This window comes from Pusillimonas sp. ANT_WB101 (genome assembly GCF_008369125.1).
In the GTDB taxonomy this organism is placed as follows: Bacteria; Pseudomonadota; Gammaproteobacteria; order Burkholderiales; family Burkholderiaceae_B; genus Allopusillimonas.
The window spans coordinates 365,562-390,308 of sequence record NZ_VOAY01000001.1 but is presented as its reverse complement, the minus strand read 5'-3'; the positions used below and the strand labels follow the sequence as shown (position 1 = coordinate 390,308).

Below are 24,747 nucleotides of genomic sequence, written 5' to 3'. Positions count from 1 at the left end.
GGAGATAGCCATGGATACCAGCATCACTACTCGCCCAATTATTGCAACGGACTCGGTAGAGTCCTCACAGGTTGCCGCTATCGGCCACGACCCACAAACCAACACGCTTGCCATCCGCTTTCCCGCAAACCGTAAGGGCGTCTGCAGCGTGTACCACTACGCCAACTTCACGGCCGAGCAGTTTGAGGCCTTTAAGGCCGCCGAGTCCAAGGGCTCGTATTTTGGCAAGAATATCAAGCGCTGCGCCGACCAGTTCCCCTACGAGAATGTGACGGCGCTTTATGGGTCTGAAGCCGCCACTGAGCAACCAACCGTAGACGCTCAGGCCATCGAGTAGCCGTCTTTTAAGGGGATGCTCAATGAATGATCTTTCTCACATAGTCAGGGATATGATGGCGGCGCAGCCGATAAAGGCCATGCCCGTCCGTCAGGAGCCGGTGAAGAAGCCGCCAACGACGCCATCCGTAGTGCCGTCAGTCATCACGCATGGCAAGCGCATCCACAGGCTTCACGCCAAAGGCATGCCCTTAAAGCAAGTCTCTGAAAAGCTTGGGATGAATTTCAATACCTTGCGCGGCATCTACAGCAAGTACCGCAAGCACATGGGCATGTAGTGCGCCCATCAAGGCGCGGCGAGGCCAATAACCGCGCCGCCTAACTATATGGAAGTTCTAGAGATAGACGAATTCAAGCCCGACTACTCCCGCTCATGTGAGGTGTGCGGCGCTGATCATGTTGTCACTGGCTGGAAGGGCGGCAAGCAAGTGTATTCCGGTGATATGTGCGGCGTTTGCACGTGGGGAGAATCTGAAATGCACGCCCCTGATAACTGGTGATCTTACTTTTCATCAATACTAGAGGCGATTGCGGCAAGCAAGGCTAGATCACGCGATGAGCCTTTCAGCGCCATCGCTACGGCCTCTTTATTTTGGTGATCCACAAGGGCCGCAAATATCCCCGATATGGCGCGCCCTTCCAGCGATATTTTATATGTTGTAACAACATCCCCTTCTGTCTCTTTGGCTGAAATCGTCAACTTCGCCTTGTTGCCTTGAGATGAAACCGAGGCCGACGATTTTAATTGAGACAAAAAATTAAGCACCAAAGGGTTTTCGATCTCTTTTTGTGTTTTCTCTACTGTCATTACGCTCTCCCGCGCCTTGCGGCGCAACACGCAATCATAGCCTCAATAAGGACAATGCTTATGTGGTTCAAAAACCTAAAAATCTACCGCCTGCAGTCAGGTGCCCTGCCCTCTATCGAGCAGCTTGAGCAAGCCCTAGAAAAGCGCCAGTTCCAACCAGGCGCGGCCAACGAAATGCAAAGCATTGGCTGGATATCTCCCCGCGAAGATAGCGGCATGGTCTACGCGCTCGATGGGCAGCTGCTAATTACTATGCGCACCGAGGCCAAGCTACTGCCCGCCACGGTCGTCAACCAGTTCATGCAGGCCAAAGCCCGGGAAATCGAAGAACAGCAGGGATTTAAGCCCGGGCGCAAGCAACTGAAGGAAATCAAAGAGCAAGTCACTGATGATCTTCTGCCCAAGGCATTCAGCCAATATCGCGATACCCACGTATGGCTGGACACCCGCAACGGGTGGTTGGTGATCGACGCAACATCAGACGCCAAGTGCGACGAAGTGCTGGGCCTGCTTGCCAAGTCGGTGGATCCATTCCCTGTGTCGCCCCTGTACGTCGAGCAATCCCCTGCCGGCGCCATGACAAGCTGGCTGCTGGATGATGAGGCCCCGGCCAACTTCACTATCGACCAAGACACGGATCTGCAGTCAACATCAGACAGCGGCGCAAAGGTCCGGTACGTGCGCCAGAGCGTTGATGTGGCCGACGTGCAAAAGCATGTGCAGTCCGGCAAGCAGGTTACGCGGCTGGCGTTGACGTGGGCTGACCGCGTGTCGCTTGTGCTGACTGAAGGGCTTGAGGTAAGGCGCATTACGCCGCTCGATATCCTGAAAGAAGGCAGCGACCTGACGCAAAGCGACGCCGAGCAGTTTGATTCTTACTTTACGCTAATGACGGGCGAGCTATCCCGCCTGCTGGCTGATCTGGTTGATGCGCTGGGCGGCGAGCGTCAGCCCATCTGAGCATCAAGACAGGTCTCTGACCCTGCTGGTGCGCGGCTTATGTGGCGAACGATGCACTCATTCATGTATCGAGCCCGCTCACGAGATGAAAACCATCGCGCACGCTCCTCGGTCGCCCCCATCACGCCCACCTTGCGCTCCGCCTCTTTGAGGCATGAAAGCAAAAGAGCCTCTTCAGCTTTCATTGATTTAAATTCATCCAAAGCCAAATCAAAGGCGCAACACCACCCGTGCATCTCTTACCCCTTCCTTATTTACTTTTATGGGGATCATAGGCCGTGACGGGGGAAAGCTCAACATGTACCCACTACCTTGAGGCCCGCGCCCCAATAAGGCGTGGGAGCTAATCACGCGTGGATCACAAGAAAGAAATCGTCAAGATCATGCGCGGCCTGGGCCATCAGCATGACCTATACCGCGTATTCAGCGACAGCATGGAAATGATCGCGCTGTCCATTTCTAACCGCGTCGACCGTGAGCAGTGTGAGGCTAGAGAGGCGCAATACCTTAATGTGGCCAAGCGCTACACGCGCGAAGAGCTCACACAGATCGCGCATATCTATTCGCACCTGGTCACGGCCTTCGAAATAAGCACCAGTGACTATCTGGGCGAAATCTTCATGGATCTGGAGATTAGCAATAGCGACCGGGGCCAGTTCTTCACGCCCTACTCCCTGAGTGTGGTTATGGCTCAAACGCAGATCGATGACGAGCTGGCAGAAATGATTGCTGAGCGCGGATACATCACCGTCAACGACCCGGCTGTAGGTGCTGGCTGCACGATTCTGGCCTTCGCTGATGTTATGCGCCGCCATGGCCACAACTTCCAGCAGCAATGCCACGCCACCGCCACAGACGTGGATATCAAGGCCGTGCACATGGCGTACATACAAATGTCGCTGATCGGGCTGCCGGCCATCGTCATTCATGGCAACACACTGACCTTAAAAGAATACGGGCGCTGGTATACGCCATTTCATGTTCTGGGTGGCTGGGGCATGAAGCTTAGGCGCAAGGCGCGAGCTAGGGAATCAGAGGTGGCGTTAGATGGCCTAGCAAACACACCTCGCGAGGCTATGCCAGAGGGGCAGATAGAGCTTTTCGCGTAACCCGCTACGCCAATCAGCCTTCAGCTGCAGGCCGTTTCCATATTATCCGAAGGAACCACACATGCTCACCCCTCAATTCGTCCTGCCGTTGGCGGGCGAGATTATTGTCGACCTCTTTGCGGGCGGCGGCGGCTGGTCTAGCGCCTTTGAAACCGCTACGGGCCAGCACCCACATATAGCTATCAATCACGATTCCGACGCGATCAGCATGCATGAGGCGAACCACCCTCAGTCCAAGCACTATCAGGCCGACATTTACGAGGTGTGCCCACATGAGGCCACGGACGGCATGCCCGTCGGCTGGCTGCATCTAAGCCCGGACTGCACTCACCATAGTCAGGCAAAAGGCGGGCAGCCGCGTGATCGCAAGCTACGCGCGCTATCGTGGGTCGGTGTTCGTTGGGCTGGGCAGGTACGACCCCGCATCCTCAGCCTAGAAAACGTAAAGCAGATTCTTAACTGGGGCCCGCTGGTCGCTAAGCGCGATAAAGCCACCGGGCGAGTCATGCGGCTTGACGGCACCGTCGCGCTCAAAGGCGAGCACACACCCATCGATCAGCAGTTTCTTGTGCCGGACATTAAGCGCGTCGGCCAGACGTGGCGGCGGTTTGTGGCGGTACTACACGGCATGGGTTATGAGGTTGAGTGGGAGCGTCTTATTGCTGCTGATTATGGTGCCCCCACCACCAGGGATCGTCTTTTCATGCTGGCCCGATGCGACGGTCAGCCTATCGTTTGGCCGGAGCCGACCCATTTTAAAGCGCCGGCTAAAAAGCAAAAGAAATGGCGGGCCGCCGCTGAGTGTATTGATTGGTCGATTCCGGGCCGTTCTATTTTTGATCGGCCCAGGCCACTGGCTGAGGCAACCATGCGCAGGATTGCCAGAGGTGTAAAGCGCTACGTGCTGGATAGTGGCGATCCATTCATTGTAAAATTTCGCGGCGACAGTCATGGCGCATCTATTCATGACCCGCTGCCAACAATTACGTCTGGAGCGGGCGCAGCCAGGCCAGCAGGGAATGCGCACGCCATGGGAGTTGCTGCGCCGGTGCTTGTGCAGGCCGCTCATGGCGAAGGCAAGCCTGGCGGCGTGCAGCGCTGGGGCTCTGGCGTGAAAGATGTTCGCGATCCGCTAAACACGGTAACCGCTACAGGCAGTGGCGGCCAGGCGGTAGCTACGGCATATCTCGCCCAAATGAACGGCGGCTTCAACACAACCCCCGGCCACAGCCTTGATAGCCCAATGACAACCGTGACCAACACCGGCAGCCAACAGCAGCTGGTGACAGCGCACCTCACGCACCTACGCGGCAACTGTGATGCGCGTGACATTGACGACCCATTGATGACGGTTAGCGCTGGCGGACAACATCACGGTCTAACAACCGCCTTTCTTTCGAGTTACTACACCGACGAAGCAAACCGCTGTCGAGATATGCGTGACCCAACCGCAACAGTGACCACGGAGAACCGACTTGGACTGGTTGAATGCGATCTATCGTCCAGCGACGAGGCCGGGGCCTTAGGGGTCGCCTCTTTTCTTATCCGCTACTACGGCGAAGGCGGTCAATGGGGCGACTTGCGCGAACCGATGCACACGCTCACCACTAAAGATCGTCTGGCACTAGTGACCGTCATTATTCAAGGCACACCTTACGTCATCGTCGATATCAAGCTGAGAATGCTCGAGCCGCACGAGCTTTATGCGGCCCAAGGCTTTCCGAAGAGCTACATCATCACTCATGGGCATGATGGGCGAAGGTTCAGCAAATCAGCCCAGGTCAAGATGTGTGGCAATAGCGTGAGCCCGCCCCCGGCGACCGCGCTAGTGCGTGCCAATTGGAATGCGCAGGGATCCATGCGAATGGTCGCGTAGCCAATCAAAACAAATGGAGCTTTTCTCATGACCAACCAGCACTGGACAGAGGCAGATACAGAGCGTCTACGCCAAGCCTACCCAGACCACACCACAGAGGCCCTAGCCGAAGAGTTTGGTCGCACCGTCAGGCAGGTGTACAGCAAAGCCGCCAAGCTTGGGCTAAAGAAGTCTGCCGCATATCTTGCCGGACAGACTGCCGGCCGATTCCAGAAAGGCCAGAAGAAAAACACCGCCACGCAATTTAAGCCCGGCCATAAGACCTGGAACAAAGGCAAGCCGTTCGAAGCCGGTGGCCGAAGCCATGAAACCCGTTTCAAGAAAGGCGGAATGACCGGACCTGCGCAGAGCAACTACGTGCCAATCGGGTCTACACGCATCAGCAAAGACGGGTATCTGGAGCTCAAGGTTACGGACGATCCCGATCTGTACCCATCAAAACGATGGGTGGCTGTGCACCGCCTGGTCTGGGAAGAGGCTCACGGCCCGATTCCGCCAAAACATATCGTCGTATTCAAGCCCGGTCAGCTCACCGCCGCCCGCGAAGAGATAACCGCTGATCGGCTCGAATGCATCACCCGCGCCGAAAACATGAAACGCAACAGTATTCACAACTATCCGCCAGAGATTAAGGGCGCCATGACTGCCCGCGCAGCATTGAACAGGAGAATTAACAGTGTCAAAAAACATCAACGATCTGCGTAGGGCCATGTTCGATACCTTGGCAGGGCTGCGCTCTGGAGACATCACCGTCGAGCAGGCCAAGGCCATGAGCGACGTTGGCCAGGTCATCATCAACAGCGCCAAGATCGAGGTCGAGTACATCAAGGCCACAAGCGGCAACGAATCACCCTTTCTTAACAGCGCTGAGCCAGAAAAGCTGCCGAATGGCGTAGTTGGCATTATCAAGCACAGAATTGCAGGATGAGCGCAATCAAATCAATGGTGGGCATGATGATGGTGCCGTATACACCACCACCCAAAGCATATAGGACAGCGTAATTACAGAGCCGCGCCCGGATTGTCGTCGACCCACTGCTGAGCATGAGCTTTAGCGTGAGATACAGCGTCAGACTCACTAGCAAACGGGCCGACTGCGCCAAGCCCGAATGAAGCTCGTTTTCGGCCTGGGCCACCCCCAAGCGGGATGATACTCCCAAGGCTTATATCGACGTAGAAGCCGTCGTCGTGCTGTCTAGGCGTTAGAAAAATTACTACGCCCTTGTACATGTAGTCCATATCTTCTCCAAACAAGATCACTGATCGTACTTGATTTCCTCTTTCAATAACCACGGAGTCGGCGTGCTAACAACGGCCCGGATGATCGCCCTGGTCGCTGCAAGCTGCAATGTGCGCGAATCCATGCGAGTGGTCACTAGCCTCTACTTATCCCCAGAACCTGTGAATAACCCTATGGACAATCCAATGACAAACCCCGATAGCGCAATAGCCGCGCCAGTCCACGGTAGCGTGGGCGAATCTTTGCCGGTCGCAGCCAACCCTAGCGCCCGCCACTATTACGAATCGCTCACGCATGCGCAGCTGGTCGGCGTTGCGCTAAATCGCGACGACCGCATCGCCGAGCTTATCGAGCAGGAGCGAGCCATAGGAGCTGGCGGTATATCCATGATGGGCGCGTCTACTACGGGGTGTGATGATCAGTGGATACGGGAGGAAAGGGAATGACATGCCGCAAACCAAACATCAAGCAGCTTCAGGCTGAGTGTGACGCCTTTAATGCCAAGTGCATGGTCGGCGGTCAAGTGGCTGTGAAGCTAGATTTCGTGGACGAATCAAAAATCACAACGACGATCAGCGAGGCGCAAATTCTAAGCGGGCATTCCGCAGTCGTCTGGATGAAAGGCATCAGCGGCTGCTATCTCTTGAGCCATGTAACACCACTCCAGCAGGGCCAAAGCCATGATAGCCAATAAGCCAACCGACGAAGCTCTACTCTCTATCTGGCTTGAGATTCCAGGCAACGGCGATATGTACGCTGACATTGCGGCGTTTGCTCGGGCTGTGCTTGCTGAGCATGGCGCATCGCCCGTTAACGACAACGCGGCTTGTGGAGCGCAGAATGCGATTCATGCTCCACAAGAAGCATGGCTGCGCGAAATGACCCGTCTAGTTCTTGATTACGGAGATATAGAGGCGAGTGAAAGCAAAAGAAGTGAATACGCGCTTGATGCTTACAAAGCTGTCATGACCCACGCCCGCCGCCGCATTACAGGAGACTGAGCATGCCTAGCCTGACGTTAGCGCTCAAGGGTGAATACTTCGACGCCATCAAAGCCGGAACGAAGACTGAGGAATACCGGCTGTGCAATGCCTACTGGCAAAGGCGATTTGCCACCGCGTCCGGAATGTTTGACAAAGTAGTGCTAACACGCGGATACCCTCGCCGTGACGACAGCGCTCGCCGCCTGGAGCTTCCGTGGCGTGGCTACACCATCAAAACCATCACGCATCCGCACTTCGGGCCCGAGCCGGTGCGTGTGTATGCCATTCATTTGAGGAAACAAGCATGACCAAAGAAACCGAACGCGCAGATTTCGAGGCTTGGCGGGAGCAATTCAAAGCCGAACATGGCGAGTGGTACTACGGTGACTCAGATGCGTTGCGTTTTCAGGCATGGCAAGCCGCCACAACACACACTAACAAGAAAATGAAAAAAGAATGGGAGGGGATCATTCAGGTATACGTGAAGCGTATAGAGGAACTTGTCGAGCAATTAGAACGCAAGCAGTGGGGTGAGCCGGTGGGATATCTAGCACCAAGCACGATTAACTGGCTTTCAGAGCCAGGCAGACATCCAGAGTCAAACGTGGGCACTACTATCTATAAGGCCGCCAAGGGACTTGCTTGCGTTCCTATCTACGCTGCCCCACAACCAGCTGAGCCAGTAGTAAAGGATTCCTTGACGGCTGACGCTATGCCAGCCACGCAAGAAGAAGACGAGGCATGGGCCGAACTGGAGCGACGCCAAGCACGAGGCCCATTAACGCTAGGCGAGGCTCACAAGATGCTTGATCAAGCGGCCCGAGCAGGCTACGCACCAGTTGAATACAACGCAAACGGCGAGCCGACGAAATGGGCCTTTCCAAAGGAGAGCCAATGAAAACAATCCTAATCCCGGTGGCCTTCACTGCCCTATCTGCCCTACTCGCTCACGTCCTATCGGAGCGCGACGGGGCGGACTACAGCGAGTCCACGCAATACATTGTCCGCGCTGCTTACTACCTGAACGCCGCGATTGTATCTGTGGTCGCTTGGGTGGCTTGGTGGATTATTTGAATTTGGAGGTGCAAACATGCTGCAGCCGCCGTATCTGACGGACTACGAAATCGCTGCCATCTGCGACCCTCTGGTTATGCCAGCGGCGCAGAGACGCCATCTTAAAAGCCTGGGTCTACTCGTGAAAGAGAAGCCCAATGGTCGGGCGCTAGTTGCTCGATCAGAGTTTGAACGGGTTCTGGGTGCAGCCAGGATGACTTCGGCCCCCGAAATAGGTGGGGACATAGCCGCATTACGACAGCGATGGGCAAGCAAAAATGGGACGCAAACGCAAAAACGGTGATCCGATGGGCTTGGCCGGCACCCGGCTAGTATGGAAACGCAACAAGTTCTGGTACTTCCACAGAACCGGAAGGTGGGAGAATGTTGGCACGGATGTTAACGAAGCTAAACGCAGAGCCGCGCTTTACAATGATCCCGATGGGATTTACGGCACCGTCGGCTATTGGTTGGACATGTTCCTGATTGACTATGAAGCCCAAGTTAAAGCAGGCAGCCGCGCTCAACGCACTCTTGATGATTACAAAAAAAACGTCGTTGAGCTAAAGGTATTCTTTGGAAAACTATCACCTGAATCCATCACGCCAGCTTCCGTACAGATGTATCTTGAAGAAGGAAAGCGTGCTGGACGCCCCACCAGGGCAAATAGAGAACGGGCATGCCTATCGTCCTGTCTATCCTGGCTGATCCGCACCGGGCAATCGACACTTATCGTCAATCCATGCATGCGAGCCAGTGGGGTCAAGCGTAATCCAGAAGTATCTCGCGATCGCTATGTCACTGATGATGAATACAACGCGGTCTACGCGGTGGCCCCAAACACTGTAAAACTGATGATGGAGCTGACGTATCGTACCTTGCAGCGGCCAGAAAGCGATATTTTAGGCTGGACGCCAGCGGATGTCCGGATTAAAGGCGCAGGCAAGGTTTTGCGTGTAAAGCAGAATAAAACTGGGCGTGTGCTGGAAATCACCATGGATGGCCGGTTACTGGAGCTTATCGAGTCAGTTATCGGAGAAATCCCGATCCTGCGTCGACCCATAGTCCACACAGCAAGAGGAAAACCGTACACCTATAGCGGCCTGGACTCAATGCTTCGGCGCGCCCAAACCAAAGCCCGAAAAAAGCTTCCAAGCCTTGAGCCGTTTGGATTTCGAGACATCAAGGGCAAAGGAGCAACCGACATGTGGCTGGGCGGAGAGCCTATTGAGCGCATTCAAGCCTTGTGTGGACACAAAGACAAAACGACCACCGAGATCTACGTCAAGTCCCGCTGGCGGGAATCGGTAGCATCTAACAGCCTGACAATCGGCGCGTGAGCCCGTCCAATATCCAGCTATACAGGCGGATATCGCCCTACGGCACCGATGACGAAACGGATTGCTTTTATTAGACGCGAACTGATGCAAGATCGTTATTTCATGCGCATTACAAGGTGTTTCGAGGCTGGGCCTGTTAATCCGCAGGTCCCAGGTTCGAGCCCTGGTCGGGGAGCCAAGAATATATAGCGGTATCAAGTAATTACGCCAATCCTTCGGGGTTGGCGTTTTGCTTTTACAAGACGGAGTATGAGGCACGTCACATATCCAGTAGTTTCAGCCTGCCGTCGCGCTCGTACAATAGCTGCACCAATGGGGCTCTGTGTGACAGCCAGCGCGCCGCAAACGTCAGCGCTGGCAATATAGACCTTACCTGACAGCCTCAACGGTGCTGCACGCCCTCTTAGCAACCCAAGGACGGCAGTGACCGCAGCGCCAGGCGCTTGGTGGCTCTCGAAACGATGTAGCAGCGGTCCTAGGCGTAATCCACCATGCAGGCGCGCTACGCCACACAGCGTTCCGTCGCCACACGGCTGCCACCCAATGCCCGAGCGATGTCAACCATCCTAGCCGACCAAGCTAGTTAAGTACCGCTAAACACACTACCCGCTTCTCGTTGCTTAACGCCGCAATCAACACTATGATTTATCAGCAGATAACCCATTTATTTAATGGGGAACAACTGGTTCAATGCGATGACCCCCTTCCCTCCTTCCCTGGCACATCCACGCACACTTAAGGTACGCTCACCAATCTCGACAAAAGCCATTTTGAAAGGCTATGGTTTGCTATGTGGCGTACTACTGTGTTTCTTTCAACCCGCCCATGCTCAAAGCATTGATTTTGTCGATGCAAAATTTTCTGTCCAGTTCAACAACACGCCAACTGATGGCAAAAATTTCTTAAAAATTAAACGAGACCATCATCGATATGATGTCGATTTTGAACTGGATCACTGGTTAGCCTCGGCAAGCCAAAAGGCAACATTTGAAATGGATCACTGCAAGGTGCGGCCCATATCGTATGTTGCCACCAGCAAACGTCCCTTAAAAGAAGAAACAAGGCAAACGCTAGAGTTTGACTGGACGCATAAAAAAGCAGAATACAAAGGCAAAGACGAACAAAAAAGCTTTAATTTAGACACTGCCGTGTATGACCCCATCAGCTTCTTTTTTGAGGCTCGTTGTGATCTCATGGCCGGGAAAAAGCAGTTTTCCTATTCGCTCATAAACAAGGGCCGCCAAAACACCCAAACCTATAAGGTGATCGGAACACAAAAAGTAGAAACCGGGCTAGGAGAATTTGAAACACTAATCGTAGAGCGAGTGCGAGATAGCAAAAAACGTCAGACACGGCTTTACGTGGCCCCTGACCTGGATTATTTACTGGTCAAAATCGAACACCAAGAAGGTAGACTTCTGAACGTGGTCGCTACGTTAAAAAGCATGGATTACCGACTCACCGACACGTCAAAGTAGCCACACCTAGGGCGCAGAGCAAAGCCAGCAATAGTTTAGTAATCTAATAGCAATTGCCATTTATCTTCAGCGAGGTTTTTTTACGTGAACACTGAATCCAGCTCATCCTTCACAGAAGTACAGCAACCAGGCACAGCCCCAAACGACAGCCTACGTACTTACTCAATCGTCGTGTATGCGGCTTTTGCCCTTGGCATATTGCTGGGTGGGTTGCCCTCTATCGTTGGGCTGATCATGGCTTACGTCAAGCGTAATGAAATGACAGGCACCATTTATCACGGGCACATGAGCATGCTCATTCGTACGTTCTGGATCAGCCTGGCGTTGGGTATTATTGGTGCACTGGCCACTTTCATTTATATCGGGCCACTTATTATTATCGGCACTGGCATCTGGTATATCTATCGGGTAGTGCGCGGCTTCATCTGCCTAAATGACCGAAAAGGCATCTGGTTCTAAATACCTCTCCAGAGTGTTTTTCACGATAAAGTATGACGAGCAATCCAAGGTGATTGAGGCTATATATCGATAACCTGAATGATTTGCAGATCATTGAATTTCACGGCTTTTTCATTTCTACATTGGCGACCCGAACTGATAGCCTGAAAATTATTGCTTCAAGCCCAGTTCGGGAAGTCACCCAACATTAAAGAAATCAAGCCCTTACCCACTGACCGGGTCTGGGCTTTTCTCTTGTACGAAACAACATGCGAATCTGTTGAAGACATGAGCTATCCCCTTGAGGATGAATTTGTCGCAAGACGCGACAATTCGAATTAAACCTGTTACATACAGACATGTACAGGTAAATATCTATCGCAGGGAAACGCTAAATACGTTATTGCGGTGCATACTCAGGGGTATAAAGCTGCTGGATCACAACTGCGTGATGAGTGACGTTAGGGCTCCGCCGGCATGTTCATAAAGAATAAACACCCCTATGCCAATAAGAATTAAACCGCCCACGATTTCTGCCCGGTTTCCAGCCATGGTGCCAAGCACTCGACCCAGCATGACGCCCAATGTAACCATGACCAGAGTAGTAAAGCCTATGGCTATGGCTGTTCCGACAATGCTCACATCCAGAAATGCCAAGGTAACACCCACAGCCATCGCATCGATACTGGTAGCAAAACCGGTAATTGCCAGCAACCAGAAAGAATGCCTGGTGCGTTTTTGTATTGCATGTGTCGCTGCTGCATGCCCGCCGTCAGCGAGCAGGCCGCCATCATTTACTTCGGTGGCGTCCTGACAGTGTTTTTGAGGCAATATTTCTACTACTCCGCTCTTACAGGCATTCCAGATCATGACGGAACCCAGCCCCACCAGCAGAACAAAGGCAATCCAGTGATCCCAGGCCACAACATAAGGCGCGGCAACGCGACCCATGGCCCAGCCCATAACGGGCGTCAAGCCTTCGATCACGCCAAAGATCAAGCCTGTACGTAAGGCCTCTGCAAATCGCGGCTTGTGCAGCGCTGCACCTTTGCCGACAGCAGCGGCAAAAGCGTCGGCAGACATGGCAAGGGCCAGCAGAAGTGTGGGGAGAAAATCCATGAAGCAGTTTCCAGGCCGGGCGACGCAACCACGACACGCCAGACGCGCCCGACCACATTGCGTTGGCATGTCGTTGGTCTCGTCAGGCCTGTTCAGGCTGCCGGCGCCACGGCATGAGTGGCATGCCGAGAATGTTGACGCGGGCGCTTCCGGAGATTGGAAGCAGACTACTCCCCAAAGACGGATCAAGTTTAGCAGTATTGAACAATGCATGCTTTGTTACCACTAGACTGACCAACAAGCAGCGCTGGCGTCGTCTTTCGCATAGAATTCAAGCTTATACCTTGACCGAGGCTGGCCTGGCCCACCCGCAGGTGGTTGCGCATCAGCAAACTGAATTCACATGAATAATTCCAGTCTTTATTTTCGCGCTTTCCTATTATTGCTGGTGGCCGTCAGCATCGCCTTTATTTCGGTGCTGCTGCCGTATTACGGTGCCATATTCTGGGGCGCCATTCTCGCCATTATTTTTCAGCCGCTGCACAGATACCTGCTATCGAAGTTTGGTGGTCGTCGTAATCTTGCGGCACTGGTTACCTTGCTGACGGTGCTGCTCATTGTTATTTTGCCCGTCATTCTGCTTACGCTCTCACTGGTATCGGAAGGGGCAAATGTCTATAAACGCATGGACACGGGCGAGCTTAACCTGGGTACCTACGTAGAACAGGTTTTCAGCGTTTTTCCGCCCTGGCTGCATGATCTGCTGGCCCGTTTTGGCATTAGCGACATATTCAGCCTGCGCGACAAGCTGTCGCAGGGCGCCCTGCAAGGCAGCAAATTTCTGGCGACACAGGCCGTCAACATTGGCCAGAACACATTCCAGTTCCTGGTTGGGCTGGGCGTCATGCTTTACCTGCTGTTTTTTCTGCTGCGCGACGGTATGGAGCTAGCCCGTCACAGCAAACAGCTCATACCCCTTAGCGAAGCCCACCAGCAGCACCTTATCCGAAAATTCACGACGGTTGTCAGAGCCACCGTAAAGGGCAACATCGTCGTGGCGGTCACCCAGGGGGCTCTGGGTGGGTTTATATTCTGGGCGCTGGGCATACAGGCTTCGTTGCTGTGGGGCGTGCTAATGGCGTTTCTATCGCTGCTGCCTGCCGTTGGGGCAGCACTGATCTGGGTGCCTGTGGCAATTTACTTTCTGGTAACCGGCGCTATCTGGCAAGGCGTGACGCTAACACTGTTCGGCGTGCTGGTCATCGGGTTGGTTGACAACGTCCTGAGGCCACTGCTGGTAGGCAAAGACACTAAAATCCCAGACTACGTAATTCTTATATCGACCCTGGGCGGTCTGGCCGTGTTTGGGCTTAATGGCTTCGTCATGGGGCCGATGTTTGCTGCACTGTTCATGGCCTGCTGGGATCTTTTCCCCGATGCCATACGCATGAACAATCAAGACTCTCAGCGATAAAAAACGCGGGCAACAGCCCGCGTTTTTTATTACCTGATCACTGCAAGCAAAACCGCCTAGGCGATTATTTGGCCGCAGTAATAATAATTTCGACAAGCACTTCTGGTGAGGCAAGCCTGCTTTCGCCAGTAGCGCGGGTGGGCATGTTTGCCTTGTCAAGCCATTCGTCCCAGGCCTGGTTCATTGCAGCAAAATCACGGTCAATGTTTTGCAACCAGATCTGTGCTGTAAGAATGCGTGACTTATCAGACCCTGCCTCGGAAAGCGCGACGTCAATTTGGTTTAGGATATCTCGCGTTTGGGCGGTAACATCGGCCGCCAGATCTTTCGCGGTGATGCCGCACAAATAAACAATGTTGCCGTGAACGACGGTACTACTAAATCGCCCACCACTACCGCTACGCTGAATATCACTCATTGATCTTTCCTTTTAGATAAAAATAAATAACTGGCCCGAACGAATATGAACTGGCCAACGTGGATGCTTGGGCAGAAGGGGCAGTGCAAAACCCTGCCCCGTCTGCCCTACACTGCCGAAAACAGTATCACAATATTGACAACCAGTGCTAACGCCCATACCAGCGACCTCAGCATACCCCGCCCACTTATGTACATCAGTATATAAACCAGCCTGAGCACAATCCATGCGATCATCAGCCCAATCAGCCTGGCAGGGTCAGCCTGGGCGTAAAGTGCAAACAAAACAGCTGCATAGAAAAATGGCAAACCCTCAAACAGATTGGCCTGCGCCGCGTTGGCCCTAGACCGCCACCCTTGTTGGGCAGCCAGCCACGCCCGCGGATCGTTGTTGTCAAAGCGCTGGCCCCCTGCCTTGGCTGAGACAGCCGCGACATAGGGCAGCAATGCAGCCAACAATAAAAGTGTTGCAAGCAAAGTCATACAATGCGTCCTTGGCCCCACCTGGAGCAGCTTTCAAAACGACATAGTAACGGAGCGCCTTCGCGTCAGGGCCCCACCCCAAAAATATGTATAATAACGGCCTTGACCCGGCACCATGTCGCAGCTTTAGCGGCAACGCCAGGCACGCCGCTTTAGCTCAGTTGGTAGAGCAGTTCATTCGTAATGAAAAGGTCGCCAGTTCGAATCCGGCAAGCGGCACCAAACTGATATCCAAAAAAGCCATACAAATAATTGATTTGTATGGCTTTTTTCGTTTTATCCATTTCCTTCGGGACAGTACATCTTCCCGGAGACTACCTTTCCTCCCCCCTACGCAAACGGCGTGACTGCCTCCATGATGTCCCCCAAAATTTGGAGATGTGATGGCATCATTTGACCAAAGAGGCAACTCGTGGCGGGCAATTGCTCGGCTCATTTGCTGCAGCAATGTTGTTTTTCTGAGCGACTGAGTAAAAGCATTAATACTGCGAGCTACGCTGTAAAATAACGCGATTTAGCTAGGTAACTAATCTAGGTGTACGTATGAAGGCACAAGAACAAGATCAGCCAGTCCCACGAACGCCTCGCACACCTGATGGGGTGGCTTATTTTGGCAGGCCGGAGCCAGGAATCCGTGAGCGGTTGTTTATCATTATTTTTGAGGCAGAAACACGTGCTGGGCGCTGGTTCGACTTCTCCCTGATAGCCGCAATCTTGCTGAGTGTGGCTGTAGTGATGCTTAATAGCGTTTCCCAAATTAGGGACAACAGCCAGGGTGCCACTCTACATACGTTAGAGTGGGTTTTCACCGTCATCTTTACTATTGAATATATTGTCCGCCTGAGCTGCGTCAAACATCCGATGCGCTATGTCAGAAGCTTTTATGGAATCGTAGATCTTCTGGCAATTCTTCCAACCTACGCCGCTTTTTTCATACCTGAGTTACATACCCTGTTCGACATTCGTCTCTTGCGATTGCTGCGAATGTTTCGGCTTCTAAAGCTTGCAGCCTACGTCGAAGAGTACTCAGTATTGGGTCGCGCCATGTTAGCGAGCATGCGCAAGATTGTGATCTTTCTGTCTGTGGTCGCGATTGTCGTAATTGTGAATGGCACGTTGCTTTACGTTGTAGAGGGGGGGCCCAACTCGCAATTTAGCAGCATCCCGATGTCTGTCTATTTTGCCATCACTGCAGTAACGACGGTCGGTTTTGGCGATATAACGCCACAAACTGATCTGGGGCGTGCAATTACTTCAATCAGTATGCTCGTCGGATGGAGTATTCTTGCGGTTCCGACCGGAATCATCACGTCAGAAATGACCGCACAGAGATTTGCCGCCAAACCTAACACCCGGACATGCCCAGAGTGCCTGGCAACAGGATTGCATAAGTATGCGAAATTCTGCGAAAACTGTGGCCAGGAGCTTCCTCTGTTTGCTCAGTCACCTTCCGCCCAACCCCCAAATTGAATCTGCCTTATTCAGAGCAAAGCATAGGGTTCCGGCTTGACGAGACGACAATGAGCTCGCCCTCGGAAAGTCGCAGGGCGGAGTGGTTTCAGATGAATGGAAACTGACTGTCGGATACTTATGGCGCGGTAGCGATCGCGCCACCCAAGCGACCGCCAGAACCATCAACCTCCTGCACAACCACAAACGACGCGATACACTCTAAACGACCCAGCAAACTTCGCGCGCAGACGCGGTTGGTCAGATCAGGCCCGGGCGCACGTCCGTACCCTTCATCAACAATAAAATAGCCGACCATGCAAGAGACAACGCCGCCTACCCTCGCAGAACACCTCGTCACACAGCATGTCACCATACCGTTCATGGATCGGCACGTTGATATCGAGTATCAATGGATATTCCCCGAACGCCACGACCAACCGCTGGTTGTGTTTTTGCACGAAGGCCTGGGCTCGGTGGCAATGTGGAAAGACTGGCCACTGCAGCTTTGTCAGGCCGCTGGCTGTCGCGGCTTGGTGTTTTCGCGCTATGGGTATGGCAGCAGCACACCTCGCCCCCACGAAGAAACATGGCAGCCCGAATACCTGCAAGTGCAGGCTCAAGAAGCACTGCCGGCACTCTTGAAGGCTTTGGGACTGCAAACTGAAAAGCTTGTGCTGTTTGGTCACAGCGACGGCGGCACAATCGCCCTGCTGTATGCGGCCATTTACCCTGAGCGTATTTGTGGCATTGTGGTTGCTGCACCGCACATTTTTGTGGAAGACATAACCGTGGCCAGTATCATGCAGGCTCGAGAAACCTATTTGCAGACCGATCTTGCCGACAAACTGCAGCGCTACCACCGCGACCCCGACTCGGCGTTCTGGGCCTGGAACGACGCCTGGCTAAACCCCGATTTTCGCAACTGGAATATTGAATCATTTCTGCCTGCCATCAGCTGCCCGATACTGGCCATGCAGGGTGACAGCGACGAATATGCCTCGCTTGATCAAGTTTACGGCATACAGCGCGGCGCCCCACAAACTGAGCTATTTGTTATTCCCCAGTGCGGGCACTCGCCGCACCGCGACCAGCCTGACATGGTCATAGCAGAGACCGCCGCGTTCATACACGGTTTGGAATAACCCCCCGGCCGAATGACGGCCGGAGATTGCTCCGGCAATTCAAGCGCCCGCCAGTTAAAACACCGCCTTAAAGCCCAAGCCTGCCCTTACCTCAGAAAACGCATTACCATAGCAAGGTTATGGGCTATTTACGGTTTCTATGAGTTTCAGTCAAAACCTTCTGCTGCTGGCCGCGCTTGTCGTTGCGGCAGCCTTCTTTTCTATTGCAGAAATTTCCCTTGCCGCATCGCGCCGGCTGCGCCTGCGGCGCATGGCTGATGGGGGTGACTTACGCGCAGAAAACGTCATACGGGTGCAGCAGCAGCCAGGCCACTACTTTACGGTTATACAAATCGGTGTCAATGCACTGGCCATTCTGGGCGGTATCGTGGGTGAAGGTCTACTCAGCCCACATCTCACGCAGCTTTATTCGCTTTGGCTTCCGCTAAACACTGCAAACACGCTTGGCTTTCTGACCTCTTTCATACTCGTCACATCCATATTCATTCTGTTTACTGATCTGGTCCCGAAACAGGCCGGTATGGCCGCCCCTGAACGATTCGCCGTGCGCGCCATTGGCCCCATGCTGGTGCTAATGAAGGTTTTTAAGCCAATTGTCTGGTTTTATGCACGTCTTACCGAGTTGATCACGCAAGCATTGCGACTGCCCACCAAACGCGATGACAGCGTAACCTCAGAAGATATTCTGGCGCTGACCGAGGCCGGTGCCCTGTCCGGTGCACTCCACCGGGATGAACAGCAAATCATTGAAAACATATTCGAGCTCAATACACGCACCGTGCCCAGCGCCATGACGCAGCGCGACCGTATTGCCTATTTTGACCTTGATGATCCGGACGACATAATACGTGCGCGGATCTCGGCCGAGCCGTATTCGACCTACCCGGTATGCAAGGGCGACATCGATCACGTCGTCGGCTATGTCGAGGCGCATGGCTTGTTTCAGCGTGTACTCAATGGCCAACCTATTGCGCTGGCCAAGGGCGATTTAATCCAAAAGGCCCTGGTCGTGCCTGACCGCCTTACACTGGCCGAGGTGCTTGAGCAGTTTCGTCAGGTTGGCGAAGACTTCGCCATTATTGTCAACGAATACAGTCTGGTGGTAGGGGTGGTCACTTTGAACGACGTTATGAGCACCGTCATGGGGGACCTGGTTTCACCCTGGGATGAAGAGCAGATTGTTCAGCGTGACGAGAACTCATGGTTGATAGATGGCAACACCCCCATACAGGATGTCAGGCGCGCACTGGGTGTCGAAGAGCTGTTGCACGATGATGATTACGAAACACTGGCCGGCTTTCTGATGGACGCGCTGCGTCGCGTCCCACGACGCACAGACACCGTGACCCTGGGTGATTTCAAGTTTGAAGTGATGGATGTGGATACCTATCGCGTGGACCAGGTGCTGGCAACGCGAACCAGCCCGGCCCCTCTGCCCGTCATGACGGCCACCAACAAGTAAAGCGGGCACAAACGTTGCAATCCGCCCCACAGGGGTGATGATTGCAATGTCGTACTGAGGAGCACGCAAAGCGTTACGCTGTTGCTGCTACTGCTGTTGCTGCCATTGCAACTGTTGTTAGTGCTTTTGTTGCTAGTGCTTCTGTTGCTATTGCCGCTATTGCTACTACTGCTGTTATTGCTATTGCCACTGCCACAGCCACTACGCCAAATGCCAAATGCCATTATCAATATCATGTGTCGGGCCGTGGCCCGACACATGACGGGGCTACGCGTTATCGAACAGCGCCATCAGCCGGTCAAGGTGGTAGTCATGGTTACCCAGCAAATAATCGACAAAGGTAATGCGCTTGAAATAATCACCCACTTCAAGCTCATCGGTCATGCCAATACCGCCGTGCATTTGCACTGCACTTTCGCCAACAAAACGGCCATACTCTGGCACCAGCACTTTCGCCGATGACAACATGCGGCGACGCTCGGCAATGTCTTCTTCACCCAGCGCCGTAGCAGCCACATACGCCATGGACGCGGCCAGCTCCTGCTTGATCATCATATCGGCCAAACGATGCTGCAGCACCTGAAACTCAGCCAGTGGCTTGCCAAACTGCTGTCGCGTCTTTATGTACTCTGCAGTAATCTCCACCAGCTTTTCCATGGCACCTGCCGTGTGTGCACACAACGCGGTTACGCCATAATCAAGCCCAGACTCAAGCGCCTGGCGTGCCTGCTCACCCCGTGCAAGCAATGCCTTTTTAGGCACCTGCACGTTATTTAGCTGCAGCGTGGCGCAACGGTAGCCATCGATAGTCGGGTAATCGTGCAGAGTAAGGCCTTCTGCATCAGTCGCCACCACAAAAAGGGCCAGCTCGTTTTCCAGCGTTGCCGAAACGATCAAGGCATGAGCACTACCGCCCGCCCACACCAGCTTTTTATCGCCTTGCAGCGTGTATGTGTCGCCAGTTTCGCTGGCACGCGTAGCAGAAGGTTCGATATCGTTTTGCTGCTCGCCCTCCAGATACGCGAGCGCCAGCACGGCTGAGCCCGCCGCCATTTGCGGCAGGTAGTCTGCTTTCAATGTGTCATTGCCGCTGTTCAGCAGCACAGCCGTTGCAATGACCGCACTAGGAATAAGCGGCCCGGAAACCAACCCGCGCCCCAGCTCTAACTGGGTAGCCACCAGCGTGGCCGTGGATTCGCCAAACCCGTCGTACTGCTCAGGGATCAGCAGGCCAGTCACACCGACCTCAGCCAAAGACTGCCATGATGCGTCGTTCAACCCGCTCTGCTGGCTTTGCTCACGCCGTGCTTCAAATGTAAATTTATCCTTAACCAGTCTGCGCAGGCTGTCTGTCAGCATGCGCTGCTGTTCGTCATACGTAAAATCCATGTCTTTATCCTGTGAAATCGTGACAAACCAATGTGCGGAGCGTTCAGCTGCTCAGAACCATTTTCGCGATAATGGTTTTCTGCACTTCAGTCGTTCCACCGTAAATGGTGGTTTTACGCATGTCGAAATACCCGCCCGATGCAGCGGCTGCAGGCTCGGGGCCTGGGCCGAAAAATGACGCATCCGATTCGCGCCATGCAGAATCGTAAGGCCAGCCATCAATGCCCATTACTTCCATTTGCAGCATCGCCAGATCCTGCTGTATTTCAGAGCCACGCACCTTCAGCATGGATGCCTGAGGCCCTGGCCCTTGCGCACTATTGGCTGCAACACGCAGCAGCAACATTTCAAGCGCCCGGATGTCGGCTTCAATGCGCACGACTTTCTCTTTGAGACGCGGATTGTCGATCGCCCGTCTGCCGTCCACGCGCATTTCATCGGCCATGTTCTTGAGAATTTTGAGCTCGCGATGGCAATGCCCTATGCCTGCAATGCCTGTGCGCTCATGCCCAAGCAAATACTTGGCGTATGTCCAGCCTTCATTTTCATTGCCAACCAGGTTTTCGAAAGGCACTTTTACTTCATCAAGCCAGACCTCGTTGACGTCAACACCGCCATCAAGTGTACGAATAGGCCTAACGGTAACGCCCGGCTGGCGCAGGTCAATAAGCAGCAAGGAAATACCGCGTTGTGGCTTGACGTCTGGGTCGGTGCGCGCCAGACAGAACATCCAGTCGGCATACTGCGCAAGCGTGGTCCATGTCTTTTGACCGCTGACGACGTATCCGTCAGCCGTTTTGACCGCACGGGTTTTCAGCGAAGCCAAATCAGAGCCTGCGCCAGGCTCTGAATACCCTTGGCACCACCAGTCTTCAACCGTGATCATGCGCTTTATAAATCGGTCTTGCAGGGCCTTGCTGCCATACTTCATTAACACGGGGCCGATCATGCCCAACCCGAAAGGCAATAGACGCGGCGCGCCACCTTTAAAGGTTTCAATCTCAAAAATAAGCCGCTGCATCGGCCCCCAGCCAGTACCGCCATGCTCGACAGGCCAATTGGGCGCACCCCAGCCCTTGGCTGCAAGAACGCGATGCCAGCGGATGTAGTCTGTGTTGATCAGTCGTTGATGTTTCAGAACTTTTTCGCGGATATCGGCGGGCAATTCAGCCTGCACGAATTCCTTTACTTCATCTCTGAATGCCCTTTCGTGGGCGGTCCATGTTAAATCCATGTGAGTGCATCTCCTTTGACTCAAATCTAGCAAGCGCGGACGCCCGCCACAATGCAAATTACTGAAACCCGGTCTTCAGCATAACCAAAGCCTGCACTGCTCATCGCTTGCGCACTGGCTAAATATCGGGCACACGGCGCCAAGAAACGTACGAACTTAAAGAAGGAAGTTTTTGTGGCGGCTCAACCCGTCTCCCATCCCATCCCGTGACAATGACCTTGCCCTTCACACTACCGCTATGCAAAAGCCCATCTTAAACAAAATCAAATTGCGCTAGACGACGTTTACAGACAGACTAGCCCGATACACCTTCTTCAGCGCGGCACGCCATTGATGGCCGGGCTACCAAACACACCAGCTACATCGCCAGTGTCACAATGGCCGATGACAGCGACGATATTAAAAAAATGCATACAAACGAGACCTCCTTTCGCTATATCCACGAAATACCTGAACACCAGGCCACACACAACCCCGATGCCATTTGTCTCTACCCCGAGGGAGACGGGCCGGACAGCACTCCCATTACCTACAAATCGCTCTGGCAGTCTATTGAAGCGACAGCCAAGTGGCTAAGTAGTATGGGAGTATGCGCTGGCCATCGTGTCATGGTGGTTAGTGAAAACTGCTCCGAAATGATTACGCTGCTGTTTGCCTGCAGCCGGCTCAATGCATGGCCGGTATGCGTCAACGCGCGGCTTAGCGCTCGCGAGGTCGACGTCATAGCGACACACTGTGCGCCCACGCTCATCTTCTTTACCTCACGTGTTTCAGATTCAGCGATGGGCCACGCCAAGCAGCTGGGTGCAGAAATCTCGACACTTGCTGCACTGCGCTGCGGTAATCATTTTGTTCGACGCTCGCCAAACATTCCGCCTGAGGACGAGACCACAGCACAGGCCGTCGCTAAATTGGTATACACCTCCGGTACAACCGGCTCACCCAAGGGTGTCATGGTTAGCCATAAGGGTCTGCTGCATTTTGCTGGCATTTCCGCTTCGAGCCGAAGGCTTGGCCCCGACGACATTGCCTACGCTGCACTACCTATCTCGCATATTTTTGGCCTGGCAACCGTATTGATGGCTAGCTTTCGTGCTGGCGCGAGTCTGGTGCTGCGCTCTCGCTTCGACACGCAAGACGTAAGGCGGGCGCTGACATCACCGGGCCTGAGCATATTGCAGGGTGTACCGACTATGTTCATACGTATGCTGTCGGCATGGGCTGGAGAGGAGCGCATCGGCGCGCCTGCATTGCGCTATGTGTACACCGGTGGAGCGGCGCTGGACCCCGCCATGAAATCCAGAGTGGAGGCACTGTTCGGCCTACCCCTGCATCACGGCTATGGCATTACCGAATACGCAGGTTCAGTGTGCATTACTGACATCGACAAGCCGCGCGAAGACTGCTCGGCGGGGTGTTCTGTTGAAGGGGTAGAGATCGAGATTCTGCAGGATGGCAAACCCGTGATCAAGCCAGGTGAACGCGGAGATGTCATGTTGAGAGGCCCCGGCGTCATGCTGGGCTACTACCGCAACCCAATAGAAACAGAAAACACCCTACTGCCCGGCGGCTGGCTGAAAACCGGGGATATCGGCTATGTCGACGCCAGCAACGCCCTGTTTATCACAGGTCGCAGCAAGGACATGATTATTCGTTCGGGCTTTAATGTTTACCCTCTGGAAGTCGAGGCTGTCATCAATGCATTTCCGGGCATCCGTCTTTCGGCGGTTGTAGGCAAAAAACAAGACGATGGCAACGAACAAATTGTGGCCTTTTATGAGCCTGAAAAAGGGGTGCACATCAACGAAGAAGAACTTTCTGCTTATCTGGTCGAAACGCTTGCACCTTACAAGCGCCCTTCACGGCTCATCCATACCACACAGATCCCCACCACACTCAGTGGAAAAATCCAGAAAGCCCCTCTGCGATGCGAGCTGGGCGCATAGGGCCAAGCTTATATCAGTAGTTATACAACCATCATAAATAGAGACTCAATTTTGAAACTGAACATTCTTGCTGCGGTTACCATCGGCGCATTCTGCATGACTGGCGCCGCACACGGCCAGTCCGCGTACCCATCTCAGCCAATCAAGCTCGTAGTCGGCTATGCACCTGGCGGCCCCGTGGATACAAGCGCCCGCACTTTTGCCAAATACCTGGGCGATGAACTGGGCAAAGCCGTCATCGTCGAGAACCGCACCGGGGCCAGCGGCATGATTGCAGCTGAATCCACCATCCGTGCGCGGCCTGACGGCTATACGCTAAATTTCGTCGCCAGCCCGACGCTGACGATTACCCCGCACATCCAGAACAACACCAGTTTGAATCTGGCCAGAGATTTTACGTATCTGGGGCTGATTGCTGACTACACCAATGTGCTGGTCATTAACAATGATGTCCCCGTCAAGTCCATCAGCGAGCTGATCGATTATGCAAAAAAACACCCGGATACCGTCACATTTGGCTCTGCCGGCGTGGGCGCATCTAACCATCTGTCGGCCGAATTGCTCAAGCAGAAGACCAGTACAGAAATGTTGCATGTTCCATACCGTGGCAACGCACCGGCAATGATGGACGTGATCGGCGGCAAGATCACCTATATGTTCGACATTACCAGCACCGCGATTCCTTATATTGAAAGCGGCAGAGTCCGTGCACTAGCCGTCACTTCACGCGACCGTAATGCCGGGCTGCCCGACGTTCCAAGCATGATTGAGGCAGGGGTGGAGGATTATGAGGTTACAGGCTGGTATGGTTTGATCGGCCCTGCCGGCCTGCCTGCTGATGTGCAGCAAAAAATTTCCGACGCGCTGCAAAACGTAGCCAAGAACAAGGCGTTCGATGAAACAATGCTGCGCGGCGGCTATACCTTGCATACGCTGGACGGCAAGGCATTTCTCGCCAAGGCGCAAAACGAATACGCCATGTGGGGCAAGGTAATCGAAAAAGCAGGTATCGAAACCAATTAAAGACCTGCAAGCAGTCGTTTCTATGCACAAGGCCACGCTCAGTAT

At 53.8% G+C, this 24,747-nt stretch carries 30 protein-coding genes, 1 tRNA gene and 1 riboswitch; of the genes, 24 read left to right on the top strand and 7 right to left on the bottom strand.

Features of this window, described 5'->3' with window-relative positions; all coding sequences use genetic code 11:
- Positions 1-10: 10 nt before the first annotated feature.
- Both FQ179_RS01860 and FQ179_RS01855 read left to right on the top strand, forming a co-directional pair.
- Positions 11-337, top strand: coding sequence for a KTSC domain-containing protein (locus FQ179_RS01860; RefSeq protein WP_149395561.1), 327 nt, complete (start codon positions 11-13; stop codon positions 335-337).
- 22 nt (positions 338-359) lie between these two features.
- Positions 360-614: a helix-turn-helix domain-containing protein gene (locus FQ179_RS01855; protein ID WP_149395560.1), complete on the top strand. Its 255-nt coding sequence runs from the start codon at positions 360-362 to the stop codon at positions 612-614.
- 224 nt (positions 615-838) lie between these two features.
- Here FQ179_RS01855 and FQ179_RS01850 read toward each other — a convergent pair whose 3' ends face one another.
- Positions 839-1,144, bottom strand: a complete 306-nt coding sequence (locus FQ179_RS01850; RefSeq protein ID WP_149395559.1) for a hypothetical protein — start codon at positions 1,142-1,144, stop codon at positions 839-841.
- A gap of 60 nt (positions 1,145-1,204) precedes the next feature.
- On the opposite strand from FQ179_RS01850, the gene FQ179_RS01845 reads away from it, so the two are divergent.
- The 5 genes from FQ179_RS01845 (at position 1,205) to FQ179_RS01825 (ending at position 6,017) form a co-directional block, all read left to right on the top strand.
- The gene (locus FQ179_RS01845) at positions 1,205-2,104 is read left to right on the top strand and encodes a recombination-associated protein RdgC (RefSeq protein WP_149395558.1); all 900 of its coding nucleotides are present in this window, start codon (positions 1,205-1,207) and stop codon (positions 2,102-2,104) included.
- Between the two features lie 353 nt (positions 2,105-2,457).
- Entirely contained in the window at positions 2,458-3,213 is a 756-nt protein-coding gene (locus FQ179_RS01840; protein ID WP_149395557.1) for an N-6 DNA methylase, read from the top strand.
- 61 nt (positions 3,214-3,274) lie between these two features.
- Positions 3,275-5,089, top strand: a complete 1,815-nt coding sequence (locus FQ179_RS01835) for a DNA cytosine methyltransferase (protein WP_149395556.1) — start codon at positions 3,275-3,277, stop codon at positions 5,087-5,089.
- 27 nt (positions 5,090-5,116) lie between these two features.
- A complete protein-coding gene (locus tag FQ179_RS01830; protein WP_149395555.1) occupies positions 5,117-5,794 on the top strand; it encodes an HNH endonuclease signature motif containing protein in 678 nt (225 codons plus the stop codon).
- The gene (locus tag FQ179_RS01825) at positions 5,766-6,017 is read left to right on the top strand and encodes a hypothetical protein (RefSeq protein WP_149395554.1); all 252 of its coding nucleotides are present in this window, start codon (positions 5,766-5,768) and stop codon (positions 6,015-6,017) included. Before FQ179_RS01830 ends, FQ179_RS01825 begins: the two co-directional genes overlap by 29 nt.
- Here FQ179_RS01825 and FQ179_RS01820 read toward each other — a convergent pair.
- Positions 5,995-6,249, bottom strand: a complete 255-nt coding sequence (locus FQ179_RS01820) for a hypothetical protein (protein WP_149395553.1) — start codon at positions 6,247-6,249, stop codon at positions 5,995-5,997. The genes FQ179_RS01825 and FQ179_RS01820 overlap by 23 nt on opposite strands.
- Before the next feature lie 265 nt (positions 6,250-6,514).
- Here FQ179_RS01820 and FQ179_RS01815 point away from each other — a divergent pair, with 265 nt between their 5' ends.
- From FQ179_RS01815 to FQ179_RS01775, 10 genes are all read left to right on the top strand, one after another.
- Positions 6,515-6,775: a hypothetical protein gene (locus FQ179_RS01815; RefSeq protein ID WP_149395552.1), complete on the top strand. Its 261-nt coding sequence runs from the start codon at positions 6,515-6,517 to the stop codon at positions 6,773-6,775.
- Positions 6,772-7,023 (top strand): hypothetical protein, encoded by a 252-nt coding sequence (locus FQ179_RS01810; protein WP_149395551.1) that lies wholly within the window; start codon positions 6,772-6,774, stop codon positions 7,021-7,023. Before FQ179_RS01815 ends, FQ179_RS01810 begins: the two co-directional genes overlap by 4 nt.
- Positions 7,010-7,330, top strand: a complete 321-nt coding sequence (locus tag FQ179_RS01805) for a hypothetical protein (RefSeq protein WP_149395550.1) — start codon at positions 7,010-7,012, stop codon at positions 7,328-7,330. The genes FQ179_RS01810 and FQ179_RS01805 overlap by 14 nt, the downstream gene beginning before the upstream one ends.
- Before the next feature lie 2 nt (positions 7,331-7,332).
- The gene (locus tag FQ179_RS01800; RefSeq protein ID WP_149395549.1) at positions 7,333-7,620 is read left to right on the top strand and encodes an ASCH domain-containing protein; all 288 of its coding nucleotides are present in this window, start codon (positions 7,333-7,335) and stop codon (positions 7,618-7,620) included.
- Complete coding sequence (locus tag FQ179_RS01795; RefSeq protein WP_149395548.1) at positions 7,617-8,210, top strand: hypothetical protein; 594 nt, start codon at positions 7,617-7,619, stop codon at positions 8,208-8,210. Before FQ179_RS01800 ends, FQ179_RS01795 begins: the two co-directional genes overlap by 4 nt.
- Positions 8,207-8,386 (top strand): hypothetical protein, encoded by a 180-nt coding sequence (locus FQ179_RS01790; protein ID WP_149395547.1) that lies wholly within the window; start codon positions 8,207-8,209, stop codon positions 8,384-8,386. The genes FQ179_RS01795 and FQ179_RS01790 overlap by 4 nt, the downstream gene beginning before the upstream one ends.
- A 16-nt stretch (positions 8,387-8,402) precedes the next feature.
- Positions 8,403-8,669, top strand: coding sequence for a DUF4224 domain-containing protein (locus FQ179_RS22195; protein WP_188074481.1), 267 nt, complete (start codon positions 8,403-8,405; stop codon positions 8,667-8,669).
- Complete coding sequence (locus FQ179_RS01785; RefSeq protein WP_188074480.1) at positions 8,644-9,705, top strand: tyrosine-type recombinase/integrase; 1,062 nt, start codon at positions 8,644-8,646, stop codon at positions 9,703-9,705. The genes FQ179_RS22195 and FQ179_RS01785 overlap by 26 nt, the downstream gene beginning before the upstream one ends.
- A gap of 695 nt (positions 9,706-10,400) precedes the next feature.
- Positions 10,401-11,183: a DUF3108 domain-containing protein gene (locus FQ179_RS01780; RefSeq protein WP_188074479.1), complete on the top strand. Its 783-nt coding sequence runs from the start codon at positions 10,401-10,403 to the stop codon at positions 11,181-11,183.
- Between the two features lie 84 nt (positions 11,184-11,267).
- Entirely contained in the window at positions 11,268-11,642 is a 375-nt protein-coding gene (locus FQ179_RS01775) for a hypothetical protein (protein WP_223146177.1), read from the top strand.
- A gap of 417 nt (positions 11,643-12,059) precedes the next feature.
- Here FQ179_RS01775 and FQ179_RS01770 read toward each other — a convergent pair whose 3' ends face one another.
- Complete coding sequence (locus tag FQ179_RS01770; protein ID WP_149395545.1) at positions 12,060-12,740, bottom strand: manganese efflux pump MntP family protein; 681 nt, start codon at positions 12,738-12,740, stop codon at positions 12,060-12,062.
- Positions 12,741-12,752: 12 nt separating this feature from the next.
- Positions 12,753-12,928: riboswitch (yybP-ykoY riboswitch) on the bottom strand.
- A 155-nt stretch (positions 12,929-13,083) separates the two neighbouring features.
- On the opposite strand from FQ179_RS01770, the gene FQ179_RS01765 reads away from it, so the two are divergent.
- Positions 13,084-14,154, top strand: a complete 1,071-nt coding sequence (locus FQ179_RS01765) for an AI-2E family transporter (RefSeq protein ID WP_149395544.1) — start codon at positions 13,084-13,086, stop codon at positions 14,152-14,154.
- Between the two features lie 64 nt (positions 14,155-14,218).
- Here FQ179_RS01765 and FQ179_RS01760 read toward each other — a convergent pair whose 3' ends face one another.
- Positions 14,219-14,572: a RidA family protein gene (locus tag FQ179_RS01760; RefSeq protein WP_149395543.1), complete on the bottom strand. Its 354-nt coding sequence runs from the start codon at positions 14,570-14,572 to the stop codon at positions 14,219-14,221.
- A 107-nt stretch (positions 14,573-14,679) separates the two neighbouring features.
- Positions 14,680-15,054, bottom strand: a complete 375-nt coding sequence (locus tag FQ179_RS01755) for an MAPEG family protein (protein ID WP_149395542.1) — start codon at positions 15,052-15,054, stop codon at positions 14,680-14,682.
- A gap of 146 nt (positions 15,055-15,200) precedes the next feature.
- Between FQ179_RS01755 and FQ179_RS01750 the strand changes: the two genes are divergently transcribed.
- The 4 genes from FQ179_RS01750 to FQ179_RS01735 all read left to right on the top strand — a co-directional run bounded on the left by FQ179_RS01750 (position 15,201) and on the right by FQ179_RS01735 (position 19,110).
- Positions 15,201-15,276, top strand: a tRNA-Thr gene (locus FQ179_RS01750).
- A 321-nt stretch (positions 15,277-15,597) separates the two neighbouring features.
- Complete coding sequence (locus FQ179_RS01745) at positions 15,598-16,524, top strand: ion transporter (protein ID WP_149395541.1); 927 nt, start codon at positions 15,598-15,600, stop codon at positions 16,522-16,524.
- 296 nt (positions 16,525-16,820) lie between these two features.
- Positions 16,821-17,648, top strand: coding sequence for an alpha/beta fold hydrolase (locus FQ179_RS01740; protein ID WP_149395540.1), 828 nt, complete (start codon positions 16,821-16,823; stop codon positions 17,646-17,648).
- A gap of 139 nt (positions 17,649-17,787) precedes the next feature.
- Entirely contained in the window at positions 17,788-19,110 is a 1,323-nt protein-coding gene (locus FQ179_RS01735; RefSeq protein ID WP_149395539.1) for a hemolysin family protein, read from the top strand.
- 267 nt (positions 19,111-19,377) lie between these two features.
- Here the strand turns inward: FQ179_RS01735 and FQ179_RS01730 are convergent, their stop codons facing one another.
- Together FQ179_RS01730 and FQ179_RS01725 are read right to left on the bottom strand one after the other, a co-directional pair.
- Positions 19,378-20,499, bottom strand: a complete 1,122-nt coding sequence (locus FQ179_RS01730) for an acyl-CoA dehydrogenase family protein (protein WP_149395538.1) — start codon at positions 20,497-20,499, stop codon at positions 19,378-19,380.
- A gap of 43 nt (positions 20,500-20,542) precedes the next feature.
- Positions 20,543-21,733: an acyl-CoA dehydrogenase family protein gene (locus FQ179_RS01725; protein ID WP_149395537.1), complete on the bottom strand. Its 1,191-nt coding sequence runs from the start codon at positions 21,731-21,733 to the stop codon at positions 20,543-20,545.
- 407 nt (positions 21,734-22,140) lie between these two features.
- Between FQ179_RS01725 and FQ179_RS01720 the strand changes: the two genes are divergently transcribed.
- Together FQ179_RS01720 and FQ179_RS01715 are read left to right on the top strand one after the other, a co-directional pair.
- Positions 22,141-23,679 carry a class I adenylate-forming enzyme family protein gene (locus FQ179_RS01720; RefSeq protein ID WP_149395536.1) on the top strand — a complete coding sequence of 513 codons (1,539 nt, stop codon included), beginning with the start codon at positions 22,141-22,143 and terminating at the stop codon, positions 23,677-23,679.
- Positions 23,680-23,730: 51 nt separating this feature from the next.
- The gene (locus FQ179_RS01715) at positions 23,731-24,702 is read left to right on the top strand and encodes a Bug family tripartite tricarboxylate transporter substrate binding protein (RefSeq protein ID WP_370459827.1); all 972 of its coding nucleotides are present in this window, start codon (positions 23,731-23,733) and stop codon (positions 24,700-24,702) included.
- Positions 24,703-24,747: the final 45 nt, after the last annotated feature.

Coding starts and splice junctions, on each gene's coding strand:
- FQ179_RS01860 (WP_149395561.1), top strand. CDS start 11: ATGGATACCAGCATCACTACTCGCCCAATTATTGCAACGGACTCGGTA.
- FQ179_RS01855 (WP_149395560.1), top strand. CDS start 360: ATGAATGATCTTTCTCACATAGTCAGGGATATGATGGCGGCGCAGCCG.
- FQ179_RS01850 (WP_149395559.1), bottom strand. CDS start 1,144: ATGACAGTAGAGAAAACACAAAAAGAGATCGAAAACCCTTTGGTGCTT.
- FQ179_RS01845 (WP_149395558.1), top strand. CDS start 1,205: ATGTGGTTCAAAAACCTAAAAATCTACCGCCTGCAGTCAGGTGCCCTG.
- FQ179_RS01835 (WP_149395556.1), top strand. CDS start 3,275: ATGCTCACCCCTCAATTCGTCCTGCCGTTGGCGGGCGAGATTATTGTC.
- FQ179_RS01830 (WP_149395555.1), top strand. CDS start 5,117: ATGACCAACCAGCACTGGACAGAGGCAGATACAGAGCGTCTACGCCAA.
- FQ179_RS01815 (WP_149395552.1), top strand. CDS start 6,515: ATGACAAACCCCGATAGCGCAATAGCCGCGCCAGTCCACGGTAGCGTG.
- FQ179_RS01810 (WP_149395551.1), top strand. CDS start 6,772: ATGACATGCCGCAAACCAAACATCAAGCAGCTTCAGGCTGAGTGTGAC.
- FQ179_RS01805 (WP_149395550.1), top strand. CDS start 7,010: ATGATAGCCAATAAGCCAACCGACGAAGCTCTACTCTCTATCTGGCTT.
- FQ179_RS01800 (WP_149395549.1), top strand. CDS start 7,333: ATGCCTAGCCTGACGTTAGCGCTCAAGGGTGAATACTTCGACGCCATC.
- FQ179_RS01795 (WP_149395548.1), top strand. CDS start 7,617: ATGACCAAAGAAACCGAACGCGCAGATTTCGAGGCTTGGCGGGAGCAA.
- FQ179_RS01790 (WP_149395547.1), top strand. CDS start 8,207: ATGAAAACAATCCTAATCCCGGTGGCCTTCACTGCCCTATCTGCCCTA.
- FQ179_RS22195 (WP_188074481.1), top strand. CDS start 8,403: ATGCTGCAGCCGCCGTATCTGACGGACTACGAAATCGCTGCCATCTGC.
- FQ179_RS01785 (WP_188074480.1), top strand. CDS start 8,644: ATGGGACGCAAACGCAAAAACGGTGATCCGATGGGCTTGGCCGGCACC.
- FQ179_RS01780 (WP_188074479.1), top strand. CDS start 10,401: ATGACCCCCTTCCCTCCTTCCCTGGCACATCCACGCACACTTAAGGTA.
- FQ179_RS01770 (WP_149395545.1), bottom strand. CDS start 12,740: ATGGATTTTCTCCCCACACTTCTGCTGGCCCTTGCCATGTCTGCCGAC.
- FQ179_RS01765 (WP_149395544.1), top strand. CDS start 13,084: ATGAATAATTCCAGTCTTTATTTTCGCGCTTTCCTATTATTGCTGGTG.
- FQ179_RS01760 (WP_149395543.1), bottom strand. CDS start 14,572: ATGAGTGATATTCAGCGTAGCGGTAGTGGTGGGCGATTTAGTAGTACC.
- FQ179_RS01755 (WP_149395542.1), bottom strand. CDS start 15,054: ATGACTTTGCTTGCAACACTTTTATTGTTGGCTGCATTGCTGCCCTAT.
- FQ179_RS01745 (WP_149395541.1), top strand. CDS start 15,598: ATGAAGGCACAAGAACAAGATCAGCCAGTCCCACGAACGCCTCGCACA.
- FQ179_RS01740 (WP_149395540.1), top strand. CDS start 16,821: ATGCAAGAGACAACGCCGCCTACCCTCGCAGAACACCTCGTCACACAG.
- FQ179_RS01735 (WP_149395539.1), top strand. CDS start 17,788: ATGAGTTTCAGTCAAAACCTTCTGCTGCTGGCCGCGCTTGTCGTTGCG.
- FQ179_RS01730 (WP_149395538.1), bottom strand. CDS start 20,499: ATGGATTTTACGTATGACGAACAGCAGCGCATGCTGACAGACAGCCTG.
- FQ179_RS01725 (WP_149395537.1), bottom strand. CDS start 21,733: ATGGATTTAACATGGACCGCCCACGAAAGGGCATTCAGAGATGAAGTA.
- FQ179_RS01720 (WP_149395536.1), top strand. CDS start 22,141: ATGCATACAAACGAGACCTCCTTTCGCTATATCCACGAAATACCTGAA.